The 23438-nt window shown below is 27.7% G+C and carries 17 protein-coding genes and 1 pseudogene; 3 read left to right on the top strand and 15 right to left on the bottom strand.

The window, feature by feature from the left end:
- Positions 1-92: 92 nt before the first annotated feature.
- A complete protein-coding gene (gene serC / locus CLSA_RS03460) occupies positions 93-1175 on the bottom strand; it encodes a 3-phosphoserine/phosphohydroxythreonine transaminase (protein ID WP_022744009.1) in 1083 nt (360 codons plus the stop codon).
- A gap of 204 nt (positions 1176-1379) precedes the next feature.
- Positions 1380-2414 carry a nucleoid-associated protein gene (locus tag CLSA_RS03455; protein WP_022744008.1) on the bottom strand — a complete coding sequence of 345 codons (1035 nt, stop codon included), beginning with the start codon at positions 2412-2414 and terminating at the stop codon, positions 1380-1382.
- Positions 2415-2629: 215 nt separating this feature from the next.
- Here CLSA_RS03455 and CLSA_RS03450 point away from each other — a divergent pair, with 215 nt between their 5' ends.
- A complete protein-coding gene (locus tag CLSA_RS03450; RefSeq protein WP_022744007.1) occupies positions 2630-3190 on the top strand; it encodes a class IV adenylate cyclase in 561 nt (186 codons plus the stop codon).
- A gap of 410 nt (positions 3191-3600) precedes the next feature.
- Positions 3601-5565, top strand: coding sequence for a fructose-bisphosphatase class III (locus CLSA_RS03445; protein WP_022744006.1), 1965 nt, complete (start codon positions 3601-3603; stop codon positions 5563-5565).
- Between the two features lie 578 nt (positions 5566-6143).
- Here CLSA_RS03445 and CLSA_RS03440 read toward each other — a convergent pair.
- The 7 genes and pseudogenes from CLSA_RS03440 to CLSA_RS03415 form a co-directional block, all read right to left on the bottom strand.
- The gene (locus CLSA_RS03440) at positions 6144-7331 is read right to left on the bottom strand and encodes an MFS transporter (RefSeq protein WP_022744005.1); all 1188 of its coding nucleotides are present in this window, start codon (positions 7329-7331) and stop codon (positions 6144-6146) included.
- A gap of 87 nt (positions 7332-7418) precedes the next feature.
- Positions 7419-8285, bottom strand: a complete 867-nt coding sequence (locus CLSA_RS03435) for a shikimate dehydrogenase (protein WP_022744004.1) — start codon at positions 8283-8285, stop codon at positions 7419-7421.
- 495 nt (positions 8286-8780) lie between these two features.
- Positions 8781-10781, bottom strand: a complete 2001-nt coding sequence (locus CLSA_RS03430) for an oxidoreductase (protein ID WP_022744003.1) — start codon at positions 10779-10781, stop codon at positions 8781-8783.
- Positions 10782-11197: 416 nt separating this feature from the next.
- On the bottom strand, positions 11198-11368 hold the full coding sequence (locus CLSA_RS23035) for a hypothetical protein (RefSeq protein WP_155762479.1): 171 nt from the start codon (positions 11366-11368) through the stop codon (positions 11198-11200).
- A 56-nt stretch (positions 11369-11424) separates the two neighbouring features.
- A complete protein-coding gene (locus tag CLSA_RS03425; protein WP_022744002.1) occupies positions 11425-12612 on the bottom strand; it encodes an MFS transporter in 1188 nt (395 codons plus the stop codon).
- A gap of 68 nt (positions 12613-12680) precedes the next feature.
- Positions 12681-13541 (bottom strand): annotated as a pseudogene (locus tag CLSA_RS03420) (shikimate dehydrogenase).
- A gap of 298 nt (positions 13542-13839) precedes the next feature.
- Positions 13840-15840 carry an oxidoreductase gene (locus CLSA_RS03415; protein WP_022743999.1) on the bottom strand — a complete coding sequence of 667 codons (2001 nt, stop codon included), beginning with the start codon at positions 15838-15840 and terminating at the stop codon, positions 13840-13842.
- A 237-nt stretch (positions 15841-16077) separates the two neighbouring features.
- Between CLSA_RS03415 and CLSA_RS03410 the strand changes: the two genes are divergently transcribed.
- The gene (locus CLSA_RS03410) at positions 16078-16974 is read left to right on the top strand and encodes a LysR family transcriptional regulator (RefSeq protein ID WP_022743998.1); all 897 of its coding nucleotides are present in this window, start codon (positions 16078-16080) and stop codon (positions 16972-16974) included.
- Positions 16975-17334: 360 nt separating this feature from the next.
- Here the strand turns inward: CLSA_RS03410 and CLSA_RS03405 are convergent, their stop codons facing one another.
- The 6 genes from CLSA_RS03405 to CLSA_RS03385 form a co-directional block, all read right to left on the bottom strand.
- Positions 17335-18900: a MutS-related protein gene (locus CLSA_RS03405; protein WP_041716047.1), complete on the bottom strand. Its 1566-nt coding sequence runs from the start codon at positions 18898-18900 to the stop codon at positions 17335-17337.
- Between the two features lie 62 nt (positions 18901-18962).
- Positions 18963-19184, bottom strand: coding sequence for a hypothetical protein (locus tag CLSA_RS03400; RefSeq protein ID WP_022743996.1), 222 nt, complete (start codon positions 19182-19184; stop codon positions 18963-18965).
- Between the two features lies 1 nt (position 19185).
- Positions 19186-19320, bottom strand: coding sequence for a hypothetical protein (locus tag CLSA_RS24180; RefSeq protein ID WP_022743995.1), 135 nt, complete (start codon positions 19318-19320; stop codon positions 19186-19188).
- Positions 19321-19584: 264 nt separating this feature from the next.
- Positions 19585-20205 (bottom strand): VanZ family protein, encoded by a 621-nt coding sequence (locus tag CLSA_RS03395; RefSeq protein ID WP_022743994.1) that lies wholly within the window; start codon positions 20203-20205, stop codon positions 19585-19587.
- 424 nt (positions 20206-20629) lie between these two features.
- The gene (locus tag CLSA_RS03390; RefSeq protein WP_022743993.1) at positions 20630-21877 is read right to left on the bottom strand and encodes a GHKL domain-containing protein; all 1248 of its coding nucleotides are present in this window, start codon (positions 21875-21877) and stop codon (positions 20630-20632) included.
- Positions 21867-22637, bottom strand: coding sequence for a LytR/AlgR family response regulator transcription factor (locus tag CLSA_RS03385; RefSeq protein ID WP_022743992.1), 771 nt, complete (start codon positions 22635-22637; stop codon positions 21867-21869). Before CLSA_RS03385 ends, CLSA_RS03390 begins: the two co-directional genes overlap by 11 nt.
- Positions 22638-23438: the final 801 nt, after the last annotated feature.

Here is a 23438-nt window from a genome sequence, read left to right as displayed (position 1 = left end):
TTGTTGAGTATTCAATTTTAAATATTTCCTATCAAAAAAGGAGAATCATTTTTTGATTCTCCTTAAATACATATTTTATTAAATAATTTATACTATTTATTTTGTTGTTCGAATTTCTTCATAAATTCTACTAAAGCTTTAACACCTTCTATTGGCATAGCATTGTATATACTTGCTCTCATACCGCCAACAGTTCTATGGCCTTTTATATTTTCAAATCCTGCTTCTTTAGCTTCCTTTACGAATTTAGCATCTAATTCATCAGATCCAGTTACAAAAGGTACATTCATTAAAGAACGATCTTTCTTTACAACTGTTCCTTTAAATAAACTATTTGAATCAAGATAATCATATAATATAGAAGCTTTTTCTTCATTAATCTTCTTCATAGCTTCTAATCCGCCTTTATTCTTAATCCAGTTAAATACTTTTCCACATATATATATTCCATATGCTGGTGGAGTATTATATAATGAATTATTATCAGCATGAGTTTTGTATTTTAACATAGTTGGAGTTCCTGGTAATACATCATCTGTGATTAAATCCTCACGAATGATTACAACAACAACGCCTGCTGGTCCTGCATTTTTTTGAACACCTGCATAAATTATTCCAAACTTTGATACATCTATAGGTTCAGATAAGAAATCTGATGAAACATCAGCTACTAATACTTTATCTCCTGTTTCAGGCAGATCATTATATTTAAGTCCATGCACTGTTTCATTGTGGCATATATAAACATAATCTGCATCATCAGAAATCTTTAGATTCTTTAAATCTGGTATATATGTGAAGTTCTTATCTTCTGAAGATGCTATAACGTTAACTTTTCCATATATTTTTGCTTCTGCTATTGCTTTTTTAGACCATTGTCCTGTTTTAATATAATCTGCAACCTTATTTTTCATTAAATTCATTGGAATCATTGCAAATTGTTGTGATGCCCCACCTTGAAGGAATAATACCTTATAGTTATCTGGAATATTCATTAATTCTCTTAGTGTTTTTTCAGCATCCCCAATTATGCCTTCAAACGCTTTAGAACGATGACTCATTTCCATGACTGACATTCCAGTCCCCCTGTAATCTAACATTTCCTCTGCTGCTTCTTTGAGCACCTCTTCTGGTAATACAGCTGGTCCTGCTGAAAAATTATATACTCTTGACATATAAAAGCCCCCCTGTTTGATTTTTATTTTCTAATCTATAATATTATACCATAAATAATATCAATATGGCATATTTTCACGATATATTTATTACATTATTAATTATTTTTGCACTTTTTTATTTTTTCTTAATGTTATAAACATTAGAAAACCATCAAACTTTTCATGAAAATAAATTTTTTTGTCTATTAATTTTGTTAGTGTTTACTTTTCTATGTAATTTATTACATTCTTCACTACTAAATTAATAGTTCCATCACCATTTCTTTGTATTTCAAATTTACTTGAATCATGATAAGTCTCTTCATTTATATATAAATCTATTTGCTTATCTATATTAAGTCTCACTCTTTTTAATTTTTTATCAACCCAAGTTTTATCTACTGCAACTTCTTCTAATCCTTGTTGCTTTATATAGTTAGAGAAATCTTCTTTTACCTGTGGTTGTTCTTTAAACAATTCTGCTGAAAATTCATCTATATTTATAGTATCTTCTTCTTTTAATTTAGTTTTTATAGCTGTTCTAATCTCTTCTGCTTTTCCTGCATCTTCTGTAACATTTTTTCTAGTCCAATTTTCAGCCGCTTTGACAAATGTTCTTGTCATATCTCTCTCATTTGTAACAATAGTTGCACCTAAAAATGTATTAATAAAATAATTTGCTCCATATTCATCTTCATTACTGCTCTTTTGCTTATCTAAAATCATTAAATTATAATTATCCTCATCTTTTATAGGTTTAATAAAAGCAGCCTTTTGTATCTTTTGTCCACTTCCTGGCAGTCCAGCTACTTGTGGAACTATCCCAATTCCAATCTTTTCATTTACAAATTGAACTTCATGAGTAAAATTCTTAACATAATCCATTTTAAGTATTCCTATCATTGGCCCTTGATCTGTAACTATTGATACTATTATTAAATCTCCAGCTGGAATATTTATGTTTCCTTTCATTATTATAAATAATTGTCTTGCAAGCTCTTTTGATAAAACAACTAAATCTGTAGTTATTCCAATCAAATAATCTTGAACTACTTCTTTAACTATATTCCTCTCGGGATTAAATCTTCCATACTTTAATTCGTCATCTTTGAAACACTTTTCTATATGCTTATATAAAAAAGCATATATATCTTCATCTAAGTCTAAACTATATTCATTTAGAATAGGTTCTTCCCCATTGCTATCTAATATATGTATAACTGCTTCATTTATATTAATGTCATTTATGTATTCCATTTGAGATTCACCATCCAATTAAATTTATTAGACATACCAAAAATAGACTCAAATATGAACTCCTATTTTTTAATATGTCTTAACTTAGTTATTATAATATTTAATTCTAGTAAAAAAAAGACTTGAATATATGAACTATACTAGAAATTATAGTAATTATAATATAAGATTAAACTATCTAAATACTAATTTTTTAATCTACAGGAGGATATTTTATGCAAGAATTAGAAACTCGAATAGTTGATATAGATGTTGATCACATAAGACAAATCTTAATTTCAACTGGTGCACAAAAAGTTAAGATGGAAGATCAAATTAATGATATCTATGATTTTGAAGATGGGAGATTTCTAAAAGAAAAAGGTTATGCTCGCATAAGAACTGTAAATGATAGACTTAATAATAAAATTGTATATTTCATGACAACAAAAAAAATGCTATCTCAAGAAAGATTTAAAGTTATGGAAGAAAATGAAACTATAATAGATGATAAGATAATGGGTGAAGGTATATTTAAATCTCTTGGTTTAATTTTAAAAGAATCAAACAAAAAATATAGAGAAAGTTATAAAATTTTCGATTCCTTGATTGAAATAGATATAAATGATAAAAGCTTTTGTCCATTTCCCTATTTAGAGATAGAAACTTCTTCTGAAGAAAAATTAGAAAAGATAGTTAATATCCTTGGTTATACATTAGAAGATACAACCTCTGCAACTATCTATGATATTTTAGCAGAAAGAGGATTGCTTAATAATAATCCTAAGGGTATTTAGGCACATTCACATAAATAACAAGTCCATATGCCTTAAATTATTTTCTAGCAAAATTATATAAAGCATATAAAAAAATAAACTATATAAAATACTAAAAATATTATCCTATATCTCCTTTTAGGCATAAGCAAAAAATAATAGACCAAAGATGCGATGCATATTTCTTGTCAGGCAAGGAGGTGAATTCAGCTCATAGTGAGTCTATTAGCTAAATTTGCTGACTAAGTATGACTTGGAATAATCAAGCATACTGGTCTATTATTTTTTGGATTGTGCCTTATTTCGCAAATTATTATATAGAATTAAAAATAGATGTAGGATAAAATATATTTAGAGATGGATATACTTTTAATCACCCGAACGAAAATAATGTACATTACATTCAGACTTATTAATAAAAGGAGGAGATTATGGAAAATTGCGAACAAAATATAAAATATCTAAAATTACTTGCAAAGCAATATCCAACTATTGCAGATGCATCAACTGAAATAATTAATTTAGAAGCTATTCTTAATCTGCCAAAAGGAACAGAACATTTTTTAGCTGATCTTCATGGTGAATATGAGCCTTTCGTTCATGTATTAAAAAATGGTTCCGGTGCTGTTAAAATAAAAATCGAAGAAGTCTTTGGTAATTCTTTAATGGCTTCAGAAAAGAAAAGCTTAGCTACATTAGTATACTATCCAGAACAAAAGTTAGAAATCGTTTTAAAGGAAGAAAAAGATATAAATGATTGGTATAAGATAAATTTATATAGGCTAATTGAGTTATGTAGGCATGTATCTTCTAAATATACAAGATCAAAAGTTCGAAAAGCACTTCCAAAAGATTTTAGCTACATTATAGAAGAATTATTACATGAGGAATGCGATAGTACTGACAAACAAGGTTATTATGATGGAATAATAAATACCATAATAGAAATTGAAAGAGCAAAGGAATTCATAATTGCTTTATCAAATCTTATCCAACGACTAGTTATAGATAGACTTCATATTATTGGTGATATTTATGACCGTGGTCCAAGACCTGATATAATAATCGATACTCTTATTGATTATCATTCTGTGGATATACAATGGGGAAATCATGATATATTATGGATGGGAGCTGCTTCTGGTAATAAAACATGTATCGCCAATGTTTTAAGAATAGCAGCTAGGTATTCAAATTTAGATGTAATTGAAGATATCTATGGAATAAATCTTTTACCTCTAGCAACTTTTGCTCTTAAGTATTATAAAGATGATAAATGTACATCATTTATTCCTAAGCACACTGATGAAAACGGATACGGAAATTCTGAAATTGAGTTAATTGCAAAAATGCATAAAGCTATAACAATAATTCAATTTAAGCTTGAATATGAAATTATAAAAAGAAGACCTGAATTTAAAATGGAACATCGTCTGCTTTTAGATAAAATAGATTATTCAGCTGGTACTATAACGCTAAATGGAATAACTTATGAGCTTAATGATACTAATTTTCCTACTATAAATAAGGATAAACCTTTTGAACTTACAAGTGAAGAAAAAAAATTAATAGATAAAATTCAAGTATCATTTTTAAACAGTGATAAATTACAAAAGCATATTCTATTTCTATTTACTAAAGGAAGAATATATTTAACATATAACTCTAATTTGCTATTTCATGGATGCATACCATTAAATAACGATAAATCTTTTAAAAGTCTAGTCCTTAATGGAAAAGATTATAAAGGTAAAAAACTTCTAGGTAAGTTTGATTCCTTAGCTAGAGAAGGTTATTTCAATAAAAGAGGAAGTTCTGAAAAACTTTATGGAATGGATGTAATGTGGTACTTATGGACAGGTGCATGCTCATCTCTTTTTGGTAAGGAAGACATGGCTACTTTTGAAAGATATTTTATTAAAGATAAATCTACTCACAAAGAAAAGAAAAATCCTTATTATGACTTTAGAGATTCTGAAGAAATGTGCAATATGATTTTTGAAGAGTTTAATCTTAACCCTTCAGAATCAAGAATAATAAATGGGCATGTTCCTGTAAAAGACAAATTTGGTGAAAGTCCAATAAAATGCAATGGAAAACTTATAGTTATCGATGGTGGTTTTGCAAAAGCATATAGAAAAGAAACTGGATTAGCTGGCTATACATTAACATATAATTCTTACGGTTTACAGCTAATCTCTCATCAACCTTTTAAATCAATTGAAGATGCATTTACTAATGAAATTGATATACTATCGTCAAGAAGAATAGTAGAAAAACTTGATAGAAAAAAAGTTGGTGATACAGATGTCGGACAAGAATTAAAAACTCAAATTAGAGATTTAAAACTATTACTCAACGCTTACCGAAAAGGTTTAATTAACGAAACTAGATAATAAAAATCACTTATAATTTAAAGTTATGTGGTAACTTACCGAAAGAAAGGGTGCTCTGTTGTTCCGGTTACTAGAGAAAATGATTGTGGATTTCTAGCAGCAGAAGTTGTTCCATTCCAGCATGCTCCTTAAGCAAGTTAATGACATGCAAGAATAGAACAACTTCTACTGAAGAAATCCTACAGTCCTTTTATCAACGTAACACTACACAAAAGAGCACCCTTTCTTTCTATTTTATAATATGCTTAAAAAGTATAAGTCTAATTCATAGTATTCTTATCTTCATGAGAATGTAATCAACTAAAATTTCGCAACCAACAACTCCTTATAAATCTCATTCCTATTATCTTTTTCAAAATCTAAATGTCCACTTAGTGAAAATCCTAATACTCCAATTCTATTAGGATCTACATTAAATTTTTTGTGGTTATATCTTATTGGGATTATATAAAATATTTATTATGTTATGATTAATAATTAATTACAAATCTAAAATTATTTAATAGCATAAATAAAAAGGTCACATATTTATCAATTATAAATATGTGACCTAAAAATAACTTTTAATTTAATTTTTATTAGTTAGCCTTTGTAAGAACATTATATCTAAAGTTTACAACGATGGCTAATACTACTCCAAGTCCTGTAACTATAATATTAAATAATATAACGTTTGATACATTACTTGATATTGCTCCAGTTACAGCTGGAACTGTAAAGCTTGCTATACTTGATGCTGAATATACCATTCCAGTAATTTTACCTTTACTTGATGGGAATATATCTGCCATAGCTGTTAATGCTAATTGAAGTACTCCACCCGCTGCTGCAAATCCTATTACAAAAGCACTAATCAAACATATTGTTGGAGTTGGTGAAACATATAATATAATAAGCATAATAAGAGAAATAAGTGGATATATAAATACTACTCTTACTGGTTTTATTAAACTCTTAACTAAAATTGATGTTACAATAACTGCTAATATACTACCTATGCTATAGTAACTTACTAATTTTAATGATTCCGCTTGTACCATGCCAGCAACTTCTCTTCCATAGCTTGGAATCCATGTGTTTATAACCATGAATGTAGCTGTTGAAGTAAATCCGATTACAATCAGTGCAATTCCTTCTATCCAGAACTTAGATTTCTTATCGCTAACTTCTTCTGTAGCTGCAACTTCTTCTTTCTTATCAGCATTAATAGCTGGGAAAGGTCTTGTGAACAAATAAATTGCATTTATAACAAGTACTATGATACAAAATACAAATGAATATCCATACCAAAGGTTCTTAGAAACTATGATACTTACACCCATTGGTAATAAAAATTGTCCAGCTGAAATAAATGCTTTATTAAATACATTTGCTGAGCTTCCTGCTTCCGGGAAACATTCCATTAATGCAGGAATAGTTCCTGAATCTAAGAATGAGTTTGCCATACCAGCAAGTATTCCGAATATGAATGCTACTGTAACGTTAGGACTTACTAATATTCCTGCAAAGAATAATATGTATGTTATTATACCTAAAATAACAAATGGTTTTCTACCAAATTTATCTGATAATGCACCAGATATATATAAAACAATAAATCTACCAATTCCTAATGCTGATATTACATAAGCTACTCCAGCTTTATTCGTATGTAATTGCTCAATTAAATAATTCATATTTTGTGAAAGTATTATAACTCCCATTCCGTGTATAAAGTAGTTGATGTATAATCCCAATGCTGTCGGGAAGTATTTATTATTTCTCATAATTTACTCCTCTTTTTTGTAATTTTAGTTCTCTGCCATTAACATATTTATGGCAGAGATAATGATTAAAAATTATTTTAAATTATATTATTCAATTCCTAAGAATTCCTTCATATGCTCTATTGGCATTTCTTGTCCAGTCCAAAGTTTAAATGCTTCTGCACCTTGGAATAACATCATTCCTAAACCATTTATTGTAGGACAACCAACTTCTTCAGCAATTTCTAATAATCTAGTTTTTGTTGGTGCATATACAACATCACTTACAATAAGATCAGGTCTTAACATATCTTTTTCTATGTAAGTTTGGCCTAATAATGGTTTCATTCCAACTCCTGTTGCATTTGTGAATATAAAGCTATCAGCTATCTCTCTTCTTAAAGTTTCTTTATCATCTAAATCATATAGTGTAGCTTTACAATTTGTTTTTTCATTAATCTTCTTAACTGTTTCTACAGCTCTTTCATAGAATTCATCTTTTCTATTGAATATTGATAATTCTTTAACTCCATCTAATGCAGCTTGAACTTCTATTGCAGTAGCAGCTCCGCCTGCACCTACTATAGTCATCTTCTTACCGATTACATCAAATCCTCTTTCTTTAAGAGATCTCATGTATCCTACTCCATCAGTTATAGTTCCAGTTAATACTCCATTATCATTTATAACAGTATTAACTGCTCCTGTTAATTCTGCTGCTGGACTAAGTTTATCTAAATATTTATGGATAACTGTTTTATTAGGCATTGATACATTACAGCCTCTAGCTTGCATTGATTTTAATCCATTAACTGCAGCTTCTAATCCATCATTTCCCACTTCAAAAGCAAGATATGCATAATCTAGTCCTAAATATTGAAATGCTTCATTATGCATTTTTGGTGAACTTGTGTGCTTAATTGGTGTTGCTAATAATCCTATTAATGTTGTATAACCTGTAATACGTTTTTCCATGTTAATCTCTCCTCTATATAACATATAATAATTAAACTATAGTTTTAATCTATTGCTAAATTTAATTATATTTATTAACTTAGTATTTGCTACGTTAAATAATTGTTTATCACGTTAAATATTTAACACTTAACTTTAAGTTAATTATAAGATACTTTATGACATTAATCTAATCGTTTTTACCCTGTTTATTAATAGTTTTTTTCTATCAATATATATAAGCAAATTGGACTTAAAATTATGTGGTAAGTTACCGAAAGTAATGATTCCCTTTTGCTCTATTGGTATAGAATATGGCTATGAATTTCTAACAATAAAAGCTGTTTCATTCCTGCATGCTCCCTAAACAAACTAGGAACAAGCAAGAATGAAACAGCTTTTACTTAAGAAACACCTATAGCCATATTCTAAATGCAATGCTACGCAAAAAATAACAAGTCCAATTTACCATTGAAAATAGATTGGTAAATGGACTTGTTATTTATTTGAATGTATCTAAATTAAGTTTAATCTTTCTAGTGTTTCAATAGTAAGATATCTTCCTTCATTTGTTCCTTCGATTATTCTTCTAGCTCTAACACTATCTCCGATATTCATTATTTCAACATCTTTATCTTCAAAATGTTCTTCTAATTCTGGTAATAATGTTGCTACGCCTCTCATACCAAGACATACAAATCCAAAATCGAATTCTATTTCTTGATCTTCATTATCTACATTTACTTTAAAGTTATCGTCTCTTACTTCAAGAAGAGATGTGCTTGTCATAGCTCTAACTTCTTTTTCTTTTAGCATAGTCATACTTTGAACTTTAGTAACTACATCTAGGTCACGGCCTATCATTGGTAATCTTTCTATGATTGTAACGTCTGCTCCCTTTTCAGTGAAGAATTCAACAACGTCTAATCCTACTGCTCCTCCGCCAACTACTGCAACTTTCTTACCTTTTACATCTAATTCTTTAAACATTTCAATATCTTTTATTAATCCAAATATTGAACGTACTTTTGATCCTTCTTTATCAATTCTGTCTAAAAGACCTGTAATTGGTGGAAGTAATGGTACTGATCCTGTTGCATTTATTATTACATCTGGCTTTAAGTTTTCCACTGATTCAACTGTAGCTTCTGTTCCTGTAAAAGTAATTAAGTTCTTTAATTTATTAGCTCTATTAATTAAGTAATCTGGGAAATCATTTATTCTATCTTTAGCTGGTAACTTAGCGATTTCTCTTGCTAATCCACCTAAGTATGATCTCTTTTCAAATAAGAATGTTGTACATCCTGCTTCCGCTGCTGTACATGCTGCTTCAAGTCCTGCAGTACCTCCACCGATAACTACTACGTTAGTTGTCTTATTAACTTTTCTTCCTTCAAGTGTATCTTCATTTATTACATCTGGATTTATTGTACATCTTAATGGTCTATTTAATCCTATTCTGTGTCCTGCACATCCAATATTACATGAGATACATTTTCTTAAAGTATCTTCTTTTCCACACTTAACTTTATTTGCCCAATTTGGTTCAGCTATAAGTCCTCTACCCATTCCGATTAAGTCAGCTTTTCCTTCTGCAAGGATATCTTCTGCTACTTGTGGGTTTCTTATATTTCCTGTTGTTATTGTTGGCTTATCAAATTTTTCTCTAACAGCCTTAGACATATATGCACGCCATCCATCTTCTAAATAGTTTGCATCTATTTGGAATTGAATTGTGTCATTTAATGCTGATGATACGTTAAATATATCAACTTCTGCATTTAAGTATTCTAAATATTCTAATGTATCTTCTAAAGTATTTCCACCTTCTAAGAATTCATCTGCACTTATTCTTACTATAATTGGGAACATTGGTCCTACTGCTTCTCTTACTTTATCAATTACCATTCTTCCAAATCTAGCTCTATTTTCAGCGCTGCCACCAAACTCGTCAGTTCTCTTATTGTATAGTGGTGATAAGAATTGACTTATTAAATATGAGTGACCTGCATGTATTTCAACTGCATCAAATCCTGCCATTTGTACTCTCTTAGCAGCTTGAGCATACTTTTCAACTATTTCAATTATTTCTTCTTTAGTCAATTCTCTTGGAATTGCTCCACCTGTTTTAGATGGTACATTTGATGAAGATACTGGTTGTATTCCTATTCTAGATGGAACTGCTGATGCTCCTGAATGATTAATTTGTACTGCTACGCACGTTCCGTACTTATGTAATCTATCAGTTAACTTATAAAATCCTGGAATAAAACAATCATGGTTCATTCTAAGCTGCGTTGTTCCGTTAGATCCCAATGGAAAATCAACACAAACATTTTCTAAAATAATTAATCCTGTTCCGCCCTTTGCTCTTTGTTCATAGTATTTAATGTGTTCTTCTGTTAACTCTCCATTAGCTCCACCGAAATTACTTCCCATTGGTGGCATTACTATTCTATTTTTTATAGTCATAGTCTTTACTGTTAATGGTTTAAAAATATTATTATATTTCTTCATTGTTCTTCCTCCGCAAAACTTCTTTTTTTATATTTATTGATAAATTTTTAACTTTGTTTTATAAATAAAAAAGTGTTCTTTCAACTATATTTAGTGTAATATGTGTCATTCCATAAATCCAATACATATTTACTACTTTATATATAGAAAAGTTCTATAGATTTCATTACATTTTTTTTAATGCAACAAATCCTCTATTAATATGATGTTAGTTGAATGCAAGAACAAAAGTGACGGCGTTACTTTTAATTAATGGCTAATATAGAACAGTATATTAAACGACCAGTTTTTTCATAATTTATTCTATAAAATAGGCTTTATCATATCCACCTATATGTAAAAAACTATTAACTAGATTTAAGCTTTAAAATATATTGGATACTAGAAAGAAATGGTGCTCTTTGTTAAGTGTTACATTAAGAAAAGGACTGTATTATTTCTTCAGTAAAAGTTGTTTCATTCTTGCTTGTCATTAACTTGCTTAAGGAACATGCAGGAATGAATACAACTTCTGCTGTTAAAACTCCACAATCCTTTTCTCTAGTAACCGGAACAAAAGAGTACCATTTCTTTCGGTTGATCACCACATGGGTCTAAGTAATAAATTATTTATCTATAATATTTTAAAAACTATATGTTTATATTATGCAGCTTTTTTCATTACAACATTGTAACGAATATTTACAACAAGAGCTAATACAACTCCTACTGCTGCTATACCCATATCTAATAAAATTATTCCACTAACACTAGTCTTTGAAATAACTCCAGTAATAGCTGGCATTACAAATGATGCTATACTTGATGAAGTATAAACAATTCCTGTAATCTTACCTTTACTTGTTGGAAATAATTCTGACATTGTAGTTAATGCTAATTGAAGAACTCCACCTGCTGCTGTAAATCCTATTAAAAACGCACTTAATATACAAATCATTGGTGTTGGATTAAAATATAATACTGTTAATGTAACAAGTGAAAATAATGGATAAATTATAACGAATCTTACTTGCTTAATCCACTTTTTAACCAATATTGAAGTAATAAATACAGATGCAATAGAACCTGCGCTATAGTAACTTATTAATTGAAGTGATGATGTTTTAGGCATATTAGCTACTTCTTGTCCATAAGTTGGTAACCATACTGAAATAATATAGAATGTAGCTGTGGCAGTGAATCCTATTAATATAAGACATATTCCTTCTATCAATAAATTAGCCTTATGATTAACTTCAATTTCAACAGCTGCTTCTTCTTTTTCAACAGCTTTAAATGCTGGGAATTGTAATTTAAATAATACTAAACCATTAATTAAAAGTATTGCTAAACATAAAATAAATGAATACCCAAAATATAAATTATTATTAACTAATATACTTATTATCATTGGTAATGCAAATTGACCTGCTGACATAAATGCCTTAATCATTATATTAGCTGAACCTGTTGCTTCTGGAAAACATTCCATAAGAGCTGGATATGTTCCTGAATCTAAGAATGAATTTGCCATACCAGCTATTAAAGCGAAGATAAATGCTACTGTAACATTTGGACTCATTAGAATTCCACCAAAGAATAATATATAAGTTCCCATTCCTAACAATACAAATGGCTTTCTTCCTAACTTATCTGATAATGCTCCTGAAGCAAATAATACAATTAATCTACCTAATCCAAGTGCTGATATAACATATGATACTCCAGCTTTATCAGTATTTAATTGTTGCATCAAAAATGTTATGTTTTGTGCTAAGATTATAGCCCCCATACCATGTACAAAGTAGTTAATATACATAGATATGGCCGTAGGCATATATTTGTTTTTCATTTTGTAAAAAACCCCTTTTCCTTTTGTTTTTTATAATTACAGACTAATTATTTAACTGCCTGAATTTATTAAAATAATATTTTCTTAATATAATCAACTGGCATTTCTTTTCCTGTCCAAATTTCAAATGCTCTAGCACCTTGCCATAGTAACATTCCTAAACCGTTGATAGTAGTACAACCTATTTCTTATGCCATCTCTAATAATGTAGTTTTTTCTGGATTGTATATTACATCTGAAACTATTAAATCAGAGCGTAACATACTTTTTTCCACATAAGTTTGTCCTTCATAAGGCTTCATTCCTATACCAGTTGCATTTGTTAAAATAGCACTATTTGCTATTTCTCTTCTTAAAGTTTCCTTATCTTCTAAATCAAATAATGTAGCCTTACAATTTGTTTTTTCATTTATATCTTGAACTGTTTTCTTAGCTCTTTCAAAAAACTCATCTTTTATGTTAAATATAGATATTTCTTTAACACCATCTAGTGCTGCTTGTATTTCTATTGCTGTTGCTGCTCCACCAGCACCTACAATTGTCATCTTTTTGCCAATTATATCTATACCAGCTTCTTTTAAAGATCTCATATATCCAGTTCCATCTGTAATATGACCAGTTAATACTCCATTATCATTAACAACTGTATTAACTGCACCTGCTAATTCAGCTGCTGGTGAAAGCTTATCTAAATACTGACATATAACTGTCTTATTTGGCATAGTTACATTAAAACCACGAGCGTTTAATGTTCTTAATCCTTCTACTGCACTTTTTACACCTTCATTTCCAACATTAAATGCTAAATATGCAAAATCTAAACCTAATTTAGCAAAAGATTCATTATGCATTATTGGTGAAATGCTATGTGATACTGGTGTTCCTAATAATCCTGTTAATTGAGTTTTTCCTGTGATACGTTCTCCCATTTTAAATATCTCCTCTAATAATTATTGTTAAATATATAACTAATCTTGATATAGTTTATGGTGCTTACTTTTTGAAAAATAAAAAGTAAACAATTAAATTATTTTTAGTTCTATGCACATGAAAGAAACTAGCGACTCCAAAATATCATTATAAAAAATAATCTTGACATATAGATTTGCTGTTTTGTAAAATGTGCCTTAAACTTAAGAATTACATGTTTTTTAATTCTCAGATAGAATTTATTCTTTTAAAATAATTTCTATCTGAGATTAAAATTTTCTATTATATATATTGAAATTAAATTAAGTTTAATCTTTCTAATGTTTCAATAGTAAAGTATCTTCCTTCATTTGTTCCTTCGATTATTCTTCTAGCTCTAACACTATCTCCAATATTCATTATTTCAACATCTTTATCTTCAAAATGTTCTTCTAATTCTGGTAATAGAGTTGCTACGCCTCTCATACCAAGACATACAAATCCAAAATCAAATTCTATTTCTTGATCTTCATTATCTACATTTACTTTGAAGTTATCATCTCTTACTTCAAGAAGAGATGTGCTTGTCATAGCTCTAACTTCTTTTTCTTTTAACATAGTCATACTTTGAACTTTAGTAACTACATCTAGGTCACGGCCTATCATTGGTAATCTTTCTATGATTGTAACGTCTGCTCCCTTTTCAGTGAAGAATTCAACAACGTCTAATCCTACTGCTCCTCCACCTACTACTGCAACCTTCTTACCTTTTACGTCTAATTCTTTAAACATTTCAATATCTTTTATTAATCCAAATATTGAACGTACCTTTGATCCTTCTTTATCAATTCTGTCTAAAAGACCTGTAATTGGTGGAAGTAATGGTACTGATCCTGTTGCATTTATTATTACATCTGGCTTTAAGTTTTCCACTGATTCAACTGTAGCTTCTGTTCCTGTAAAAGTGATTAAGTTCTTTAATTTATTAGCTCTATTAATTAAATAATCTGGGAAATCATTTATTCTATCTTTAGCTGGTAACTTAGCGATTTCTCTTGCTAATCCACCTAAGTATGCTCTCTTTTCAAATAAGAATGTTGTACATCCCGCTTCTGCTGCTGTACATGCTGCTTCAAGTCCTGCAGTACCTCCACCGATAACTACTACGTTAGTTGTCTTGTTAACTTTTCTTCCTGCAAGTGTATCTTCATTTATTACATCTGGATTTATTGTACATCTTAATGGTCTATTTAATCCTATTCTGTGTCCTGCACATCCAATATTACATGAGATACATTTTCTTAAAGTATCTTCTTTTCCACACTTAACTTTATTTGCCCAATTTGGTTCAGCTATAAGTCCTCTACCCATTCCGATTAAGTCAGCTTTTCCTTCTGCAAGGATATCTTCTGCTACTTGTGGATTTCTTATATTTCCTGTTGTTATTGTTGGCTTATCGAATTTTTCTCTAACAGCCTTAGACATATATGCACGCCATCCATCTTCTAAATAGTTTGCGTCTATTTGGAATTGAATTGTGTCATTTAATGCTGATGATACGTTAAATACATCAACTTCTGCATTTAAGTATTTTAAATATTCTAATGTGTCTTCTAAAGTATTTCCACCTTCTAAGAATTCATCCGCACTTATTCTTACTATAATTGGGAACATTGGTCCTACTACTTCTCTTACTTTATCAATTACCATTCTTCCAAATCTAGCTCTATTTTCAGCGCTGCCACCAAATTCGTCAGTTCTCTTATTGTATAGTGGTGATAAGAATTGACTTATTAAATATGAGTGACCTGCGTGTATTTCAACTGCATCAAATCCTGCCATTTGTACTCTCTTAGCAGCTTGAGCATACTTTTCAACTATTTCAAGTATTTCTTCTTTAGTCAATTCTCTTGGAATTGCTCCACCTGTTTTGGATGGTACATTTGATGAAGATACTGGTTGCATTCCTATTCTAGATGGAACTGCTGATGCTCCTGAATGATTAATTTGTACTGCTACGCACGTTCCGTACTTATGTAATCTATCCGTTAACTTATAAAATCCTGGAATAAAGCAATCATGGTTCATTCTAAGTTGTGTTGTTCCGTTAGATCCCAATGGAAAATCAACACAAACATTTTCTAAAATAATTAATCCTGTTCCGCCCTTTGCTCTTTGTTCATAGTATTTAATATGTTCTTCTGTTAACTCTCCATTAGCTCCACCGAAATTACTTCCCATTGGTGGCATTACTATTCTATTTTTTATAGTCATAGTCTTTACTGTTAATGGTTTAAAAATATTATTATATTTCTTCATTCTTCTTCCCCCGCAAAACTTTTTCTTATATTTATTGATAAATTTTTAACTTTATTTGATAAATAAAAAAGCACTTTCTAACTATTTTTATTGTAATACGATACTTTCAATAAATCTAATGCATATTTAGCACTTTATTTATAGATTAAATCTATAAGTTTTGATATACTAATACAATAATAATCGAAGTAATTGTTAATATATTATTAATGCTATATACGAAAGGACAGATAATTAATGAATTTAAATCATCTTCATTATTTCAGAGTTTTAGCAAAAGTCGAACATTATACTCAAGCTTCAGCTGAACTTTCTATAACTCAACCAAGTTTAAGTCATGCAATTTCAAGTTTAGAAAAAGAACTAGGGACTTATTTGTTTGAAAAACACGGAAGAAATGTACGCTTAACTAAATACGGAAAATTTTTCTATAAATATGTAGATTCTGCACTAAGCGAATTAGAATTAGGTGAGAAAAAATTAAGATCTTTAACTAGTGATTCTGCTGGTACAATTGATTTAGCATTTATTTATACACTAGGATCTCATTTTATCCCTTCTCTCATAAATAATTTTCTAAGCAATGATAAATATAAAAATATTTCTTTTTCATTTGGTCAGGGAAATACAAAAAATATAATAGATGGATTGAAGAATGAAAAGTTTGACTTGGCTTTCTGTTCATTTTTAGAAAACGAACCTACAATTGATTTTATTCCTATAATGAAGCAAGAATTAGTTTTAATTGTTTCACCTGAACATCCCCTTGCTTCAAAAAATTCAATAGATTTAAAAGATACAGCAGAATATCCTTTTGTATATTTCAACAATGAAAGTGGTATTCGTCCTGTAATTGATAATTTATTTTCTCAAATTAATATAACACCTAAAATTGCATGTGAAGTAGAAGAAGATACATCTGTAGCTGGATTAGTTGCTATAAACTTTGGTATTGCTATTGTTCCAAATATTCCGGCATTAGATTCATTCAACGTTAAAATTTTGCCTATAACCAATCCATTATATGAGCGCTTTATTTATCTTGCTTCTGTAAAAAATGCGTATTTACCTCCATCAGTAAACAAATTTAAAAAATTTGTTATTGATAACTCTTCACTGAATTTAGATTTATGATGTAACTTAAACTTATGTGGTGGCTAACCGAAATTAGATACATATTTGTTCCATATGACTATGAAAATTTCGCTGAAAGACCTATTACACAAATATGTATCCAATTTCTCTGTTTGTTATATATTAAATTCTCAATTAGAACCCTTATAATTATAAATAAAAATGATAATTTACTTACTTCACAACAACTATTACCAAAAAATTAAATAGTGCATTAAATAATAATTTCATGCACTGTTTATTCTTATTTTGAGTTTATATAAGTTGTGATAATGAATTTACATTTCAGTAATTTAAATTAACTAAAGTACCAAGTAAATATTCTAAAATCCTTAACGTAACTTATATATATCAAATTTTTTAAATAAATCCTTCGATTTTTTCCATTCTCTTATAAGAATTTTGTATTATTTCTTTTGGATAACCTACATATTCTAAAAGTTTAATTGCATTTCGTGTTTTCGATATGCCCTTTTTTAGCTTATAATCAAACTTTAATCCACTTTCATTATCTACTTCTTCACTAAAATGATAGAAATCATAATTTTCTTTAAGCATATCTGAAAGTTCTCTATCATGAGTAGCAACAATACAAATAGCTTTTCCCTTATTAATATAATTAAGAATTTCTGCTGAAGACGATATTCTTTCAAGAGGGTTTGTCCCTCTAAATATCTCATCTATTGGACAAAAAACTGGGATTTCTTTTTGTGACGCTTTTATTATTCTTAAAATAGATTCTGCTTCTGCTAAGTAGTAGCTCTTTCCGTTTATAATGTCATCTTTTGGACTTAGTGATGATACAATATTTAAGAAACAGCCTTCATATTCTTTTCCTAAAACAAAATTAAAAGTCTGGGCTAAGAGTATATTTGTGCTTACCATTCTTAAAAATGTTGACTTACCAGACATATTAGTTCCAGTTAACATAATTCCTTTTTTAGAAATTTCAATTGAATTTGCAACTGGCTTTTTAAGTAAAGGATGTATACCATCTTTTATTTTTAATGACGTTGCCTTAATAAATTTAGGCTTACTGTATTTTCCATCATTATTATTTTGATAAATTGCAACTGAAATTAAGGCATCAATCTCTCCTACTAAATAATATAATTCTAATATTGTATCTTTCTTTTCTATTAATTTTCCACTTATTTTATAATATATACTCTCTTGCAGAAAAAAAGGAACAGAAAGCATGTCTATAATTCCAAAAAAAGAATTAGTCAATGTAAGCAAATAGGTTGATTTATCTATAGCACTTAATTCATTTAATAAATCCTTCATTTTAGCAGTGTATGACTTAATTTCATTATTTTTAATACTAGATAATATTTTAGCCGCATCTATTAACTCCCTTAAATAAACAAGGCCTACAGTATTTATAGTATCTCGTTCCTTATTATGTACATATATTTTTGTATATATATCTAGCATTAATATTATCATTACTTTAGGTTCTCTTAATATAATAGCTGCCAAAATCCATACTATAGGCGTCAATCCCAAAATAGTATATAGATAATATTTTAACTTACTCACCGAAAGTAACCCATTTATCATTTCAATTAATCTATTTTTTTTGTCATAGCACATATCAAAAAATATTTTTCTTAAATTTACTGTTAAATCTATATCTTTTTTAAATAACTCTATTAAGTTTCCTCTTTTGTCCAACTCTTCTTCATCCATAATAGGATTTCTAAGCATTTTATATAAAGCTGCTTCTCCTTCAGCTGAATAAGTTCTATCTAATTCATTAAACACCTCATCCATTATCAGATCATTCCATGTTTGATCATCAATAGTAAAATTATTTTTCTCACTTAAATCAAATAATGTTTTTATTTTGTTTAAATCCCGTCTCTTATACTTATTTGAATAAAGATCTTTTTTCAAAAAACTTCTGCTAACTGAAATACTCATAAATTCACTCTTTTCTACTTTTAACATTATAAATTATTTTAATTTAACCTATGTAAAATTTATCATAAATTATTTTTTTTGTAAAATTTAACCGATATTTTTGAATATATGTATAATATTGCAATCAATATACAAATTACTATAATACTAACTATTTCTTCAAATCCCTTGCTAAAGTAATTAACAAGCCTATAAGTATTTTCATTACCTATTGTTTTTATAAATAAAATTGGAGCAAAAATTGCTTTAGAAATGATGATATTTGTTGCAACTAACTTTAACATTTTACTTCCTCCAATTTTTTATGTTTTCATATGCGGTTTCCAAACATATAATTGCAATAATTAACCACAAAAATTCAATTTTCTTTTCTATTATATACTCTGTAATATTTGATACTAACATCATTGAATTTAACATTTTATTGCCTCCTATATTGAATTAAAATTTTGTATAATTTTAATACAATATCTTTTTACAGATATTATCTTAACTTAAAATTTATAAATCTCTATTAATATAAAATTTCAAAGAAATAACTAGTAAAATTAGAACTGCTATAATTAAAAAAACTTAATGCAATCATAAGCATAAACAATTGCAAATGCATGCTATTTCTATATGATTTAAATTCATGTCCAATAAATTTCATCAACTATCATTTCAATACAGTGATAAAAATTTTTACTCTACCATAATAAAAAAAGTACATATAATTGCAATCACGATGTATAGATAAGGTTCTAATTTAATAAAAAGAGTATCGTTAGAATCAATGTGAACTACTGTTTTATCCGCAAGTTTATAGAAGACCTTTCTCATAATGTTGAAAATTATCCATCCACAGATAGTTCCTACAACATTCATTATTAAATCATTGATATCAGTTTCGCGATTTCTTACAAATAATTGGCTAACTTCAATAGTAAAGGAGAAAAACAATCCATAATACAGGGTTGGCTTTAAGTTTCTGTATTTTTCCCATAGAGTTGGTAATAAAAATCCAAAAGGCATAAATAACAATATATTAAGTACATCTGTAATTTCAAGTCCATTATTAAAAGGAATCACATTTATATGAGGATTAAATATTGGTTGATTTGATTTTAATAGTATTCTCCATTCAAACAAAGTAGGGAATCCTACTTCTTCTAACGCAATCATAAGATACAATATAAAAAAACATCCAAATAAGTAATGTTGCCATCGTATATCTTTTTTAAGGTACTTTCCATTTTTATTTAAGGCAACATTTAGTACAATTATAAAAAAAATTAACATTATTAAACTTTTTATCGCGCCCATTTTTTCCACCCCTTCAGTTTCAGTATTTTTATTTCAAAATCGAATTTTTGTAACCTTTTCCGATCATTCAGCTATTTAACAAATATATATTCCCACAATATTATAATTAAATAAATACATTTTTCTACAAACCTACAAAACAATGCATAAAAAGAAAATACTTAATTATAATATTCATTTTCTCTGAAATATACCGTTTATGCATATAAATGCACATTATTTGAAAATAATATTGACTTTTGATAATTAAATCTATTGTATTAAAAACGTGGATTTGAAAAAAGCTAACAACTAAAATAACCTGTTATTAACGTACCATAAGCAATTACTTCCAAATAAAAAAATAAACATTAATACAGTACATATGCTAATTAGCATATGTACTGTATTAATGCATTCTCTTATACTTTTGATTCGAGTGAGATTATGCTAAAGAATTATTAAAATATATATCAAAAACAATTTCTTTTGATTCTAATTTAACTTCAAGACACCCCTTATGTGAAGTAATTATTTCTTCTACATTATATAAGCCATACCCCCTTGTGCCTATATTTTTAGTAGAATAACCTCGTGTAAGTATCTCATTTACGTTAATATTATTAGACTCTGCAATCTGATTTTTAACTATTAAATGAGGTATCTTGTTTTTCTTTAAAATTTTAATTTCAATATTCTTTTTAATGCAGTCATCCTTCATTACTTCTTCAAAAGCATTATTTAATAAATTATTTAATAAATTTGATATTTCATTATAACCAAAAATGCTATCTAAAACATCATTATCAATTCTATATTGAAAATTAATGTTATACTTTTTAGCTTTGCACATATTTCTGTATATTATAGATTTCATAATTATATTATCAATATATATAAGTTCATTTATTTTATTATCATATATATCTTCATCTTTAATGTAATTTCTAATCGCATTGCCAATCTTATTTTCATCTACAACTTCTACTATTCCGCGGATTGTATTCTTATAATTAACAAAATCATGTTGTCTCTGCTTTATTTCCTGAACTATTTCATTAATTACTTCATTATATTCCTTTGATATTTTCAATTTTTGATTTTCTTTCATCCCTCTAATAATAGATATATATATCAGTATTTGAGAAACAACAGATATAGCAACTATTATAGCTGTAATAAATAAATTATTTGAAATCATTGTATTATTATAAATTAAAATAATCTTAAAAATTATAACATCCATACTAAATGTTGAAATAAAATACATACTAACATCATTATTTATTCTTTCAAAGCTAATTTTCTTATTCCAATTTACTTTTGAAAAAATAACTATAGTAACTAATGTTAATAACTCTCCACTAATAGCATTAATATAATCATCATGAACAACTATATTAATAATCAAAGAAATTATTAATTGAAAACTCATCTCTATAAATAATATTAAAAAAAGCTCTAATGTTACATCTTTTAATTTTTTTTCATATATAACTTTAACTACTGTTATTAATATTATATATGCAAAAATAAAATTTAATTTAAAATATTCATCAAAAGTAAGTAAGCTTGAACAAATAATTATACTAAATAATAATCTATAAAAACTATTATTTTTTTTATTTAGGATTACCCATAAATAAATTATATTTATAGTATCTAAACTATTTATAACAGCGTCATTTAACATAGTATTTACCTACTTCTTTAAACTCTAATACAATATTTTTTTTAAATTTATATCCTAACAAAGCAGTTTTAGAATAATCCTTAAAATATATATAACTTAATCTAAGATCCAATTTTTCTATTTTAAATATGTAATTTTTATTTACAGCAAAAGATTTGTGACTTTGAATTATATCTTCATGATTAATTAGCTGAAGTATTTTTTTTAAACTTATATTACTATATGTATAAACTCCATCAAATGTATTTACTTCACAGTTTCTCCCATTAACTTCTATAAATAAAATATTTTTTATCTTTGCCCTCACAAATATACCATTTCTTATTTTTATAACAAGTTCTTTGTCCTCAACCTTATCTAATTCATTATTTTCATTATTTAAATCATAAATATCCTTATTAATAAGTTTATTCAGCATAACTTGTACCATATGTTTGTCGTACGGCTTCAATATATAATCATAACAATGTGTTTGTTTAAATGCTTGCAACATATAATCTACATGAGTTGTTAGAAAAACAAGTTGAGTAAATTCATATTTAGTCATGTTCCTAATCTTCATTGCAAGATCTAATCCAGAAGAATCTTTTAAACTAATGTCTATTAAAAACATATTAATGTCATTATTTTTGATTATGTCTAGAGCTGTACTTTCACTATCAGCTTCATAGATTTTTATAGAGCTGTATGTAGATAAAATCATTGTTTTTAGAACTTCCCTTTGCATAGAATCATCTTCTACTAAAATAATAGAATACAAAATATCACATCCTTATATTATTTAATAATATATTTTTCTTTTTAGTTTTTATTTATAATCATATAAGTATCATCTATATGTTTAATAATATTCGCAAGTTTACTAATACCTATCTATTTATAAAACGTATATAAAGAACAAAAGAGTCTGCGATACGCTCTCTCTTAATCACATTTTTATAAACCGACTTCCACTTATCCGTTGATATAACTAGCCTTCAAAATCAAAAAGTTCTAAAATAGTTATTTAGTTTATAATTTTTAACTTAATCTTGTCCATTATTCGTAAAGCAATAATGGTTTATTGAGTATACCTTTTTTAAAAAAATAATTTCAAAGAATTTTAATTTTTTTGTATAACTGGTCTATACAAAAATAAAAGCTTGTAAGTATTTCTCCCAAAATACTTACAAGCCTTCAATCATAATCAAAAAAATATATCAATAATACCCAAATGCAAATAAGTTTCCTAGACTAACCGTATTTGGGACTTGTTTTTTATTGGGTTATCTTATTTTTCTATTTATAGAATACAATATTTTTAAATAATATACAAATTTTTCATTATTACTTCTTTACTTATTCACATCAGAAAATTTAAGTAAAGCAAAAAATGTAAAAAAGAAAACCTCCAAAATAATTTCAGAGATTTTCTAATTTATTGTGCGGAATATGAGCTATTATATATCTTTATAAATTCTTACATATCTTTATAAAATTAATAATTAACATTTTAAATTTTATACGTCTAGTAGCTTGAACACTTTCTACAGGCGCTGCATGTAAATATTCATTTGCACAT

The organism is Clostridium saccharobutylicum DSM 13864, from assembly GCF_000473995.1.
GTDB lineage: Bacteria > Bacillota > Clostridia > Clostridiales > Clostridiaceae > Clostridium > Clostridium saccharobutylicum.
The sequence above is the reverse complement of the archived record's forward strand: the minus strand, read 5'-3'. Positions and strand labels throughout refer to the sequence as shown.

Excerpts from the sequence above, each read along its gene's own strand:
- serC (WP_022744009.1), bottom strand. The coding sequence starts at position 1,175 with ATGTCAAGAGTATATAATTTTTCAGCAGGACCAGCTGTATTACCAGAA.
- CLSA_RS03455 (WP_022744008.1), bottom strand. The coding sequence starts at position 2,414 with ATGGAATACATAAATGACATTAATATAAATGAAGCAGTTATACATATA.
- CLSA_RS03450 (WP_022744007.1), top strand. The coding sequence starts at position 2,630 with ATGCAAGAATTAGAAACTCGAATAGTTGATATAGATGTTGATCACATA.
- CLSA_RS03445 (WP_022744006.1), top strand. The coding sequence starts at position 3,601 with ATGGAAAATTGCGAACAAAATATAAAATATCTAAAATTACTTGCAAAG.
- CLSA_RS03440 (WP_022744005.1), bottom strand. The coding sequence starts at position 7,331 with ATGAGAAATAATAAATACTTCCCGACAGCATTGGGATTATACATCAAC.
- CLSA_RS03435 (WP_022744004.1), bottom strand. The coding sequence starts at position 8,285 with ATGGAAAAACGTATTACAGGTTATACAACATTAATAGGATTATTAGCA.
- CLSA_RS03430 (WP_022744003.1), bottom strand. The coding sequence starts at position 10,781 with ATGAAGAAATATAATAATATTTTTAAACCATTAACAGTAAAGACTATG.
- CLSA_RS03425 (WP_022744002.1), bottom strand. The coding sequence starts at position 12,612 with ATGAAAAACAAATATATGCCTACGGCCATATCTATGTATATTAACTAC.
- CLSA_RS03415 (WP_022743999.1), bottom strand. The coding sequence starts at position 15,840 with ATGAAGAAATATAATAATATTTTTAAACCATTAACAGTAAAGACTATG.
- CLSA_RS03410 (WP_022743998.1), top strand. The coding sequence starts at position 16,078 with ATGAATTTAAATCATCTTCATTATTTCAGAGTTTTAGCAAAAGTCGAA.
- CLSA_RS03405 (WP_041716047.1), bottom strand. The coding sequence starts at position 18,900 with ATGAGTATTTCAGTTAGCAGAAGTTTTTTGAAAAAAGATCTTTATTCA.
- CLSA_RS03400 (WP_022743996.1), bottom strand. The coding sequence starts at position 19,184 with ATGTTAAAGTTAGTTGCAACAAATATCATCATTTCTAAAGCAATTTTT.
- CLSA_RS24180 (WP_022743995.1), bottom strand. The coding sequence starts at position 19,320 with ATGTTAAATTCAATGATGTTAGTATCAAATATTACAGAGTATATAATA.
- CLSA_RS03395 (WP_022743994.1), bottom strand. The coding sequence starts at position 20,205 with ATGGGCGCGATAAAAAGTTTAATAATGTTAATTTTTTTTATAATTGTA.
- CLSA_RS03390 (WP_022743993.1), bottom strand. The coding sequence starts at position 21,877 with ATGTTAAATGACGCTGTTATAAATAGTTTAGATACTATAAATATAATT.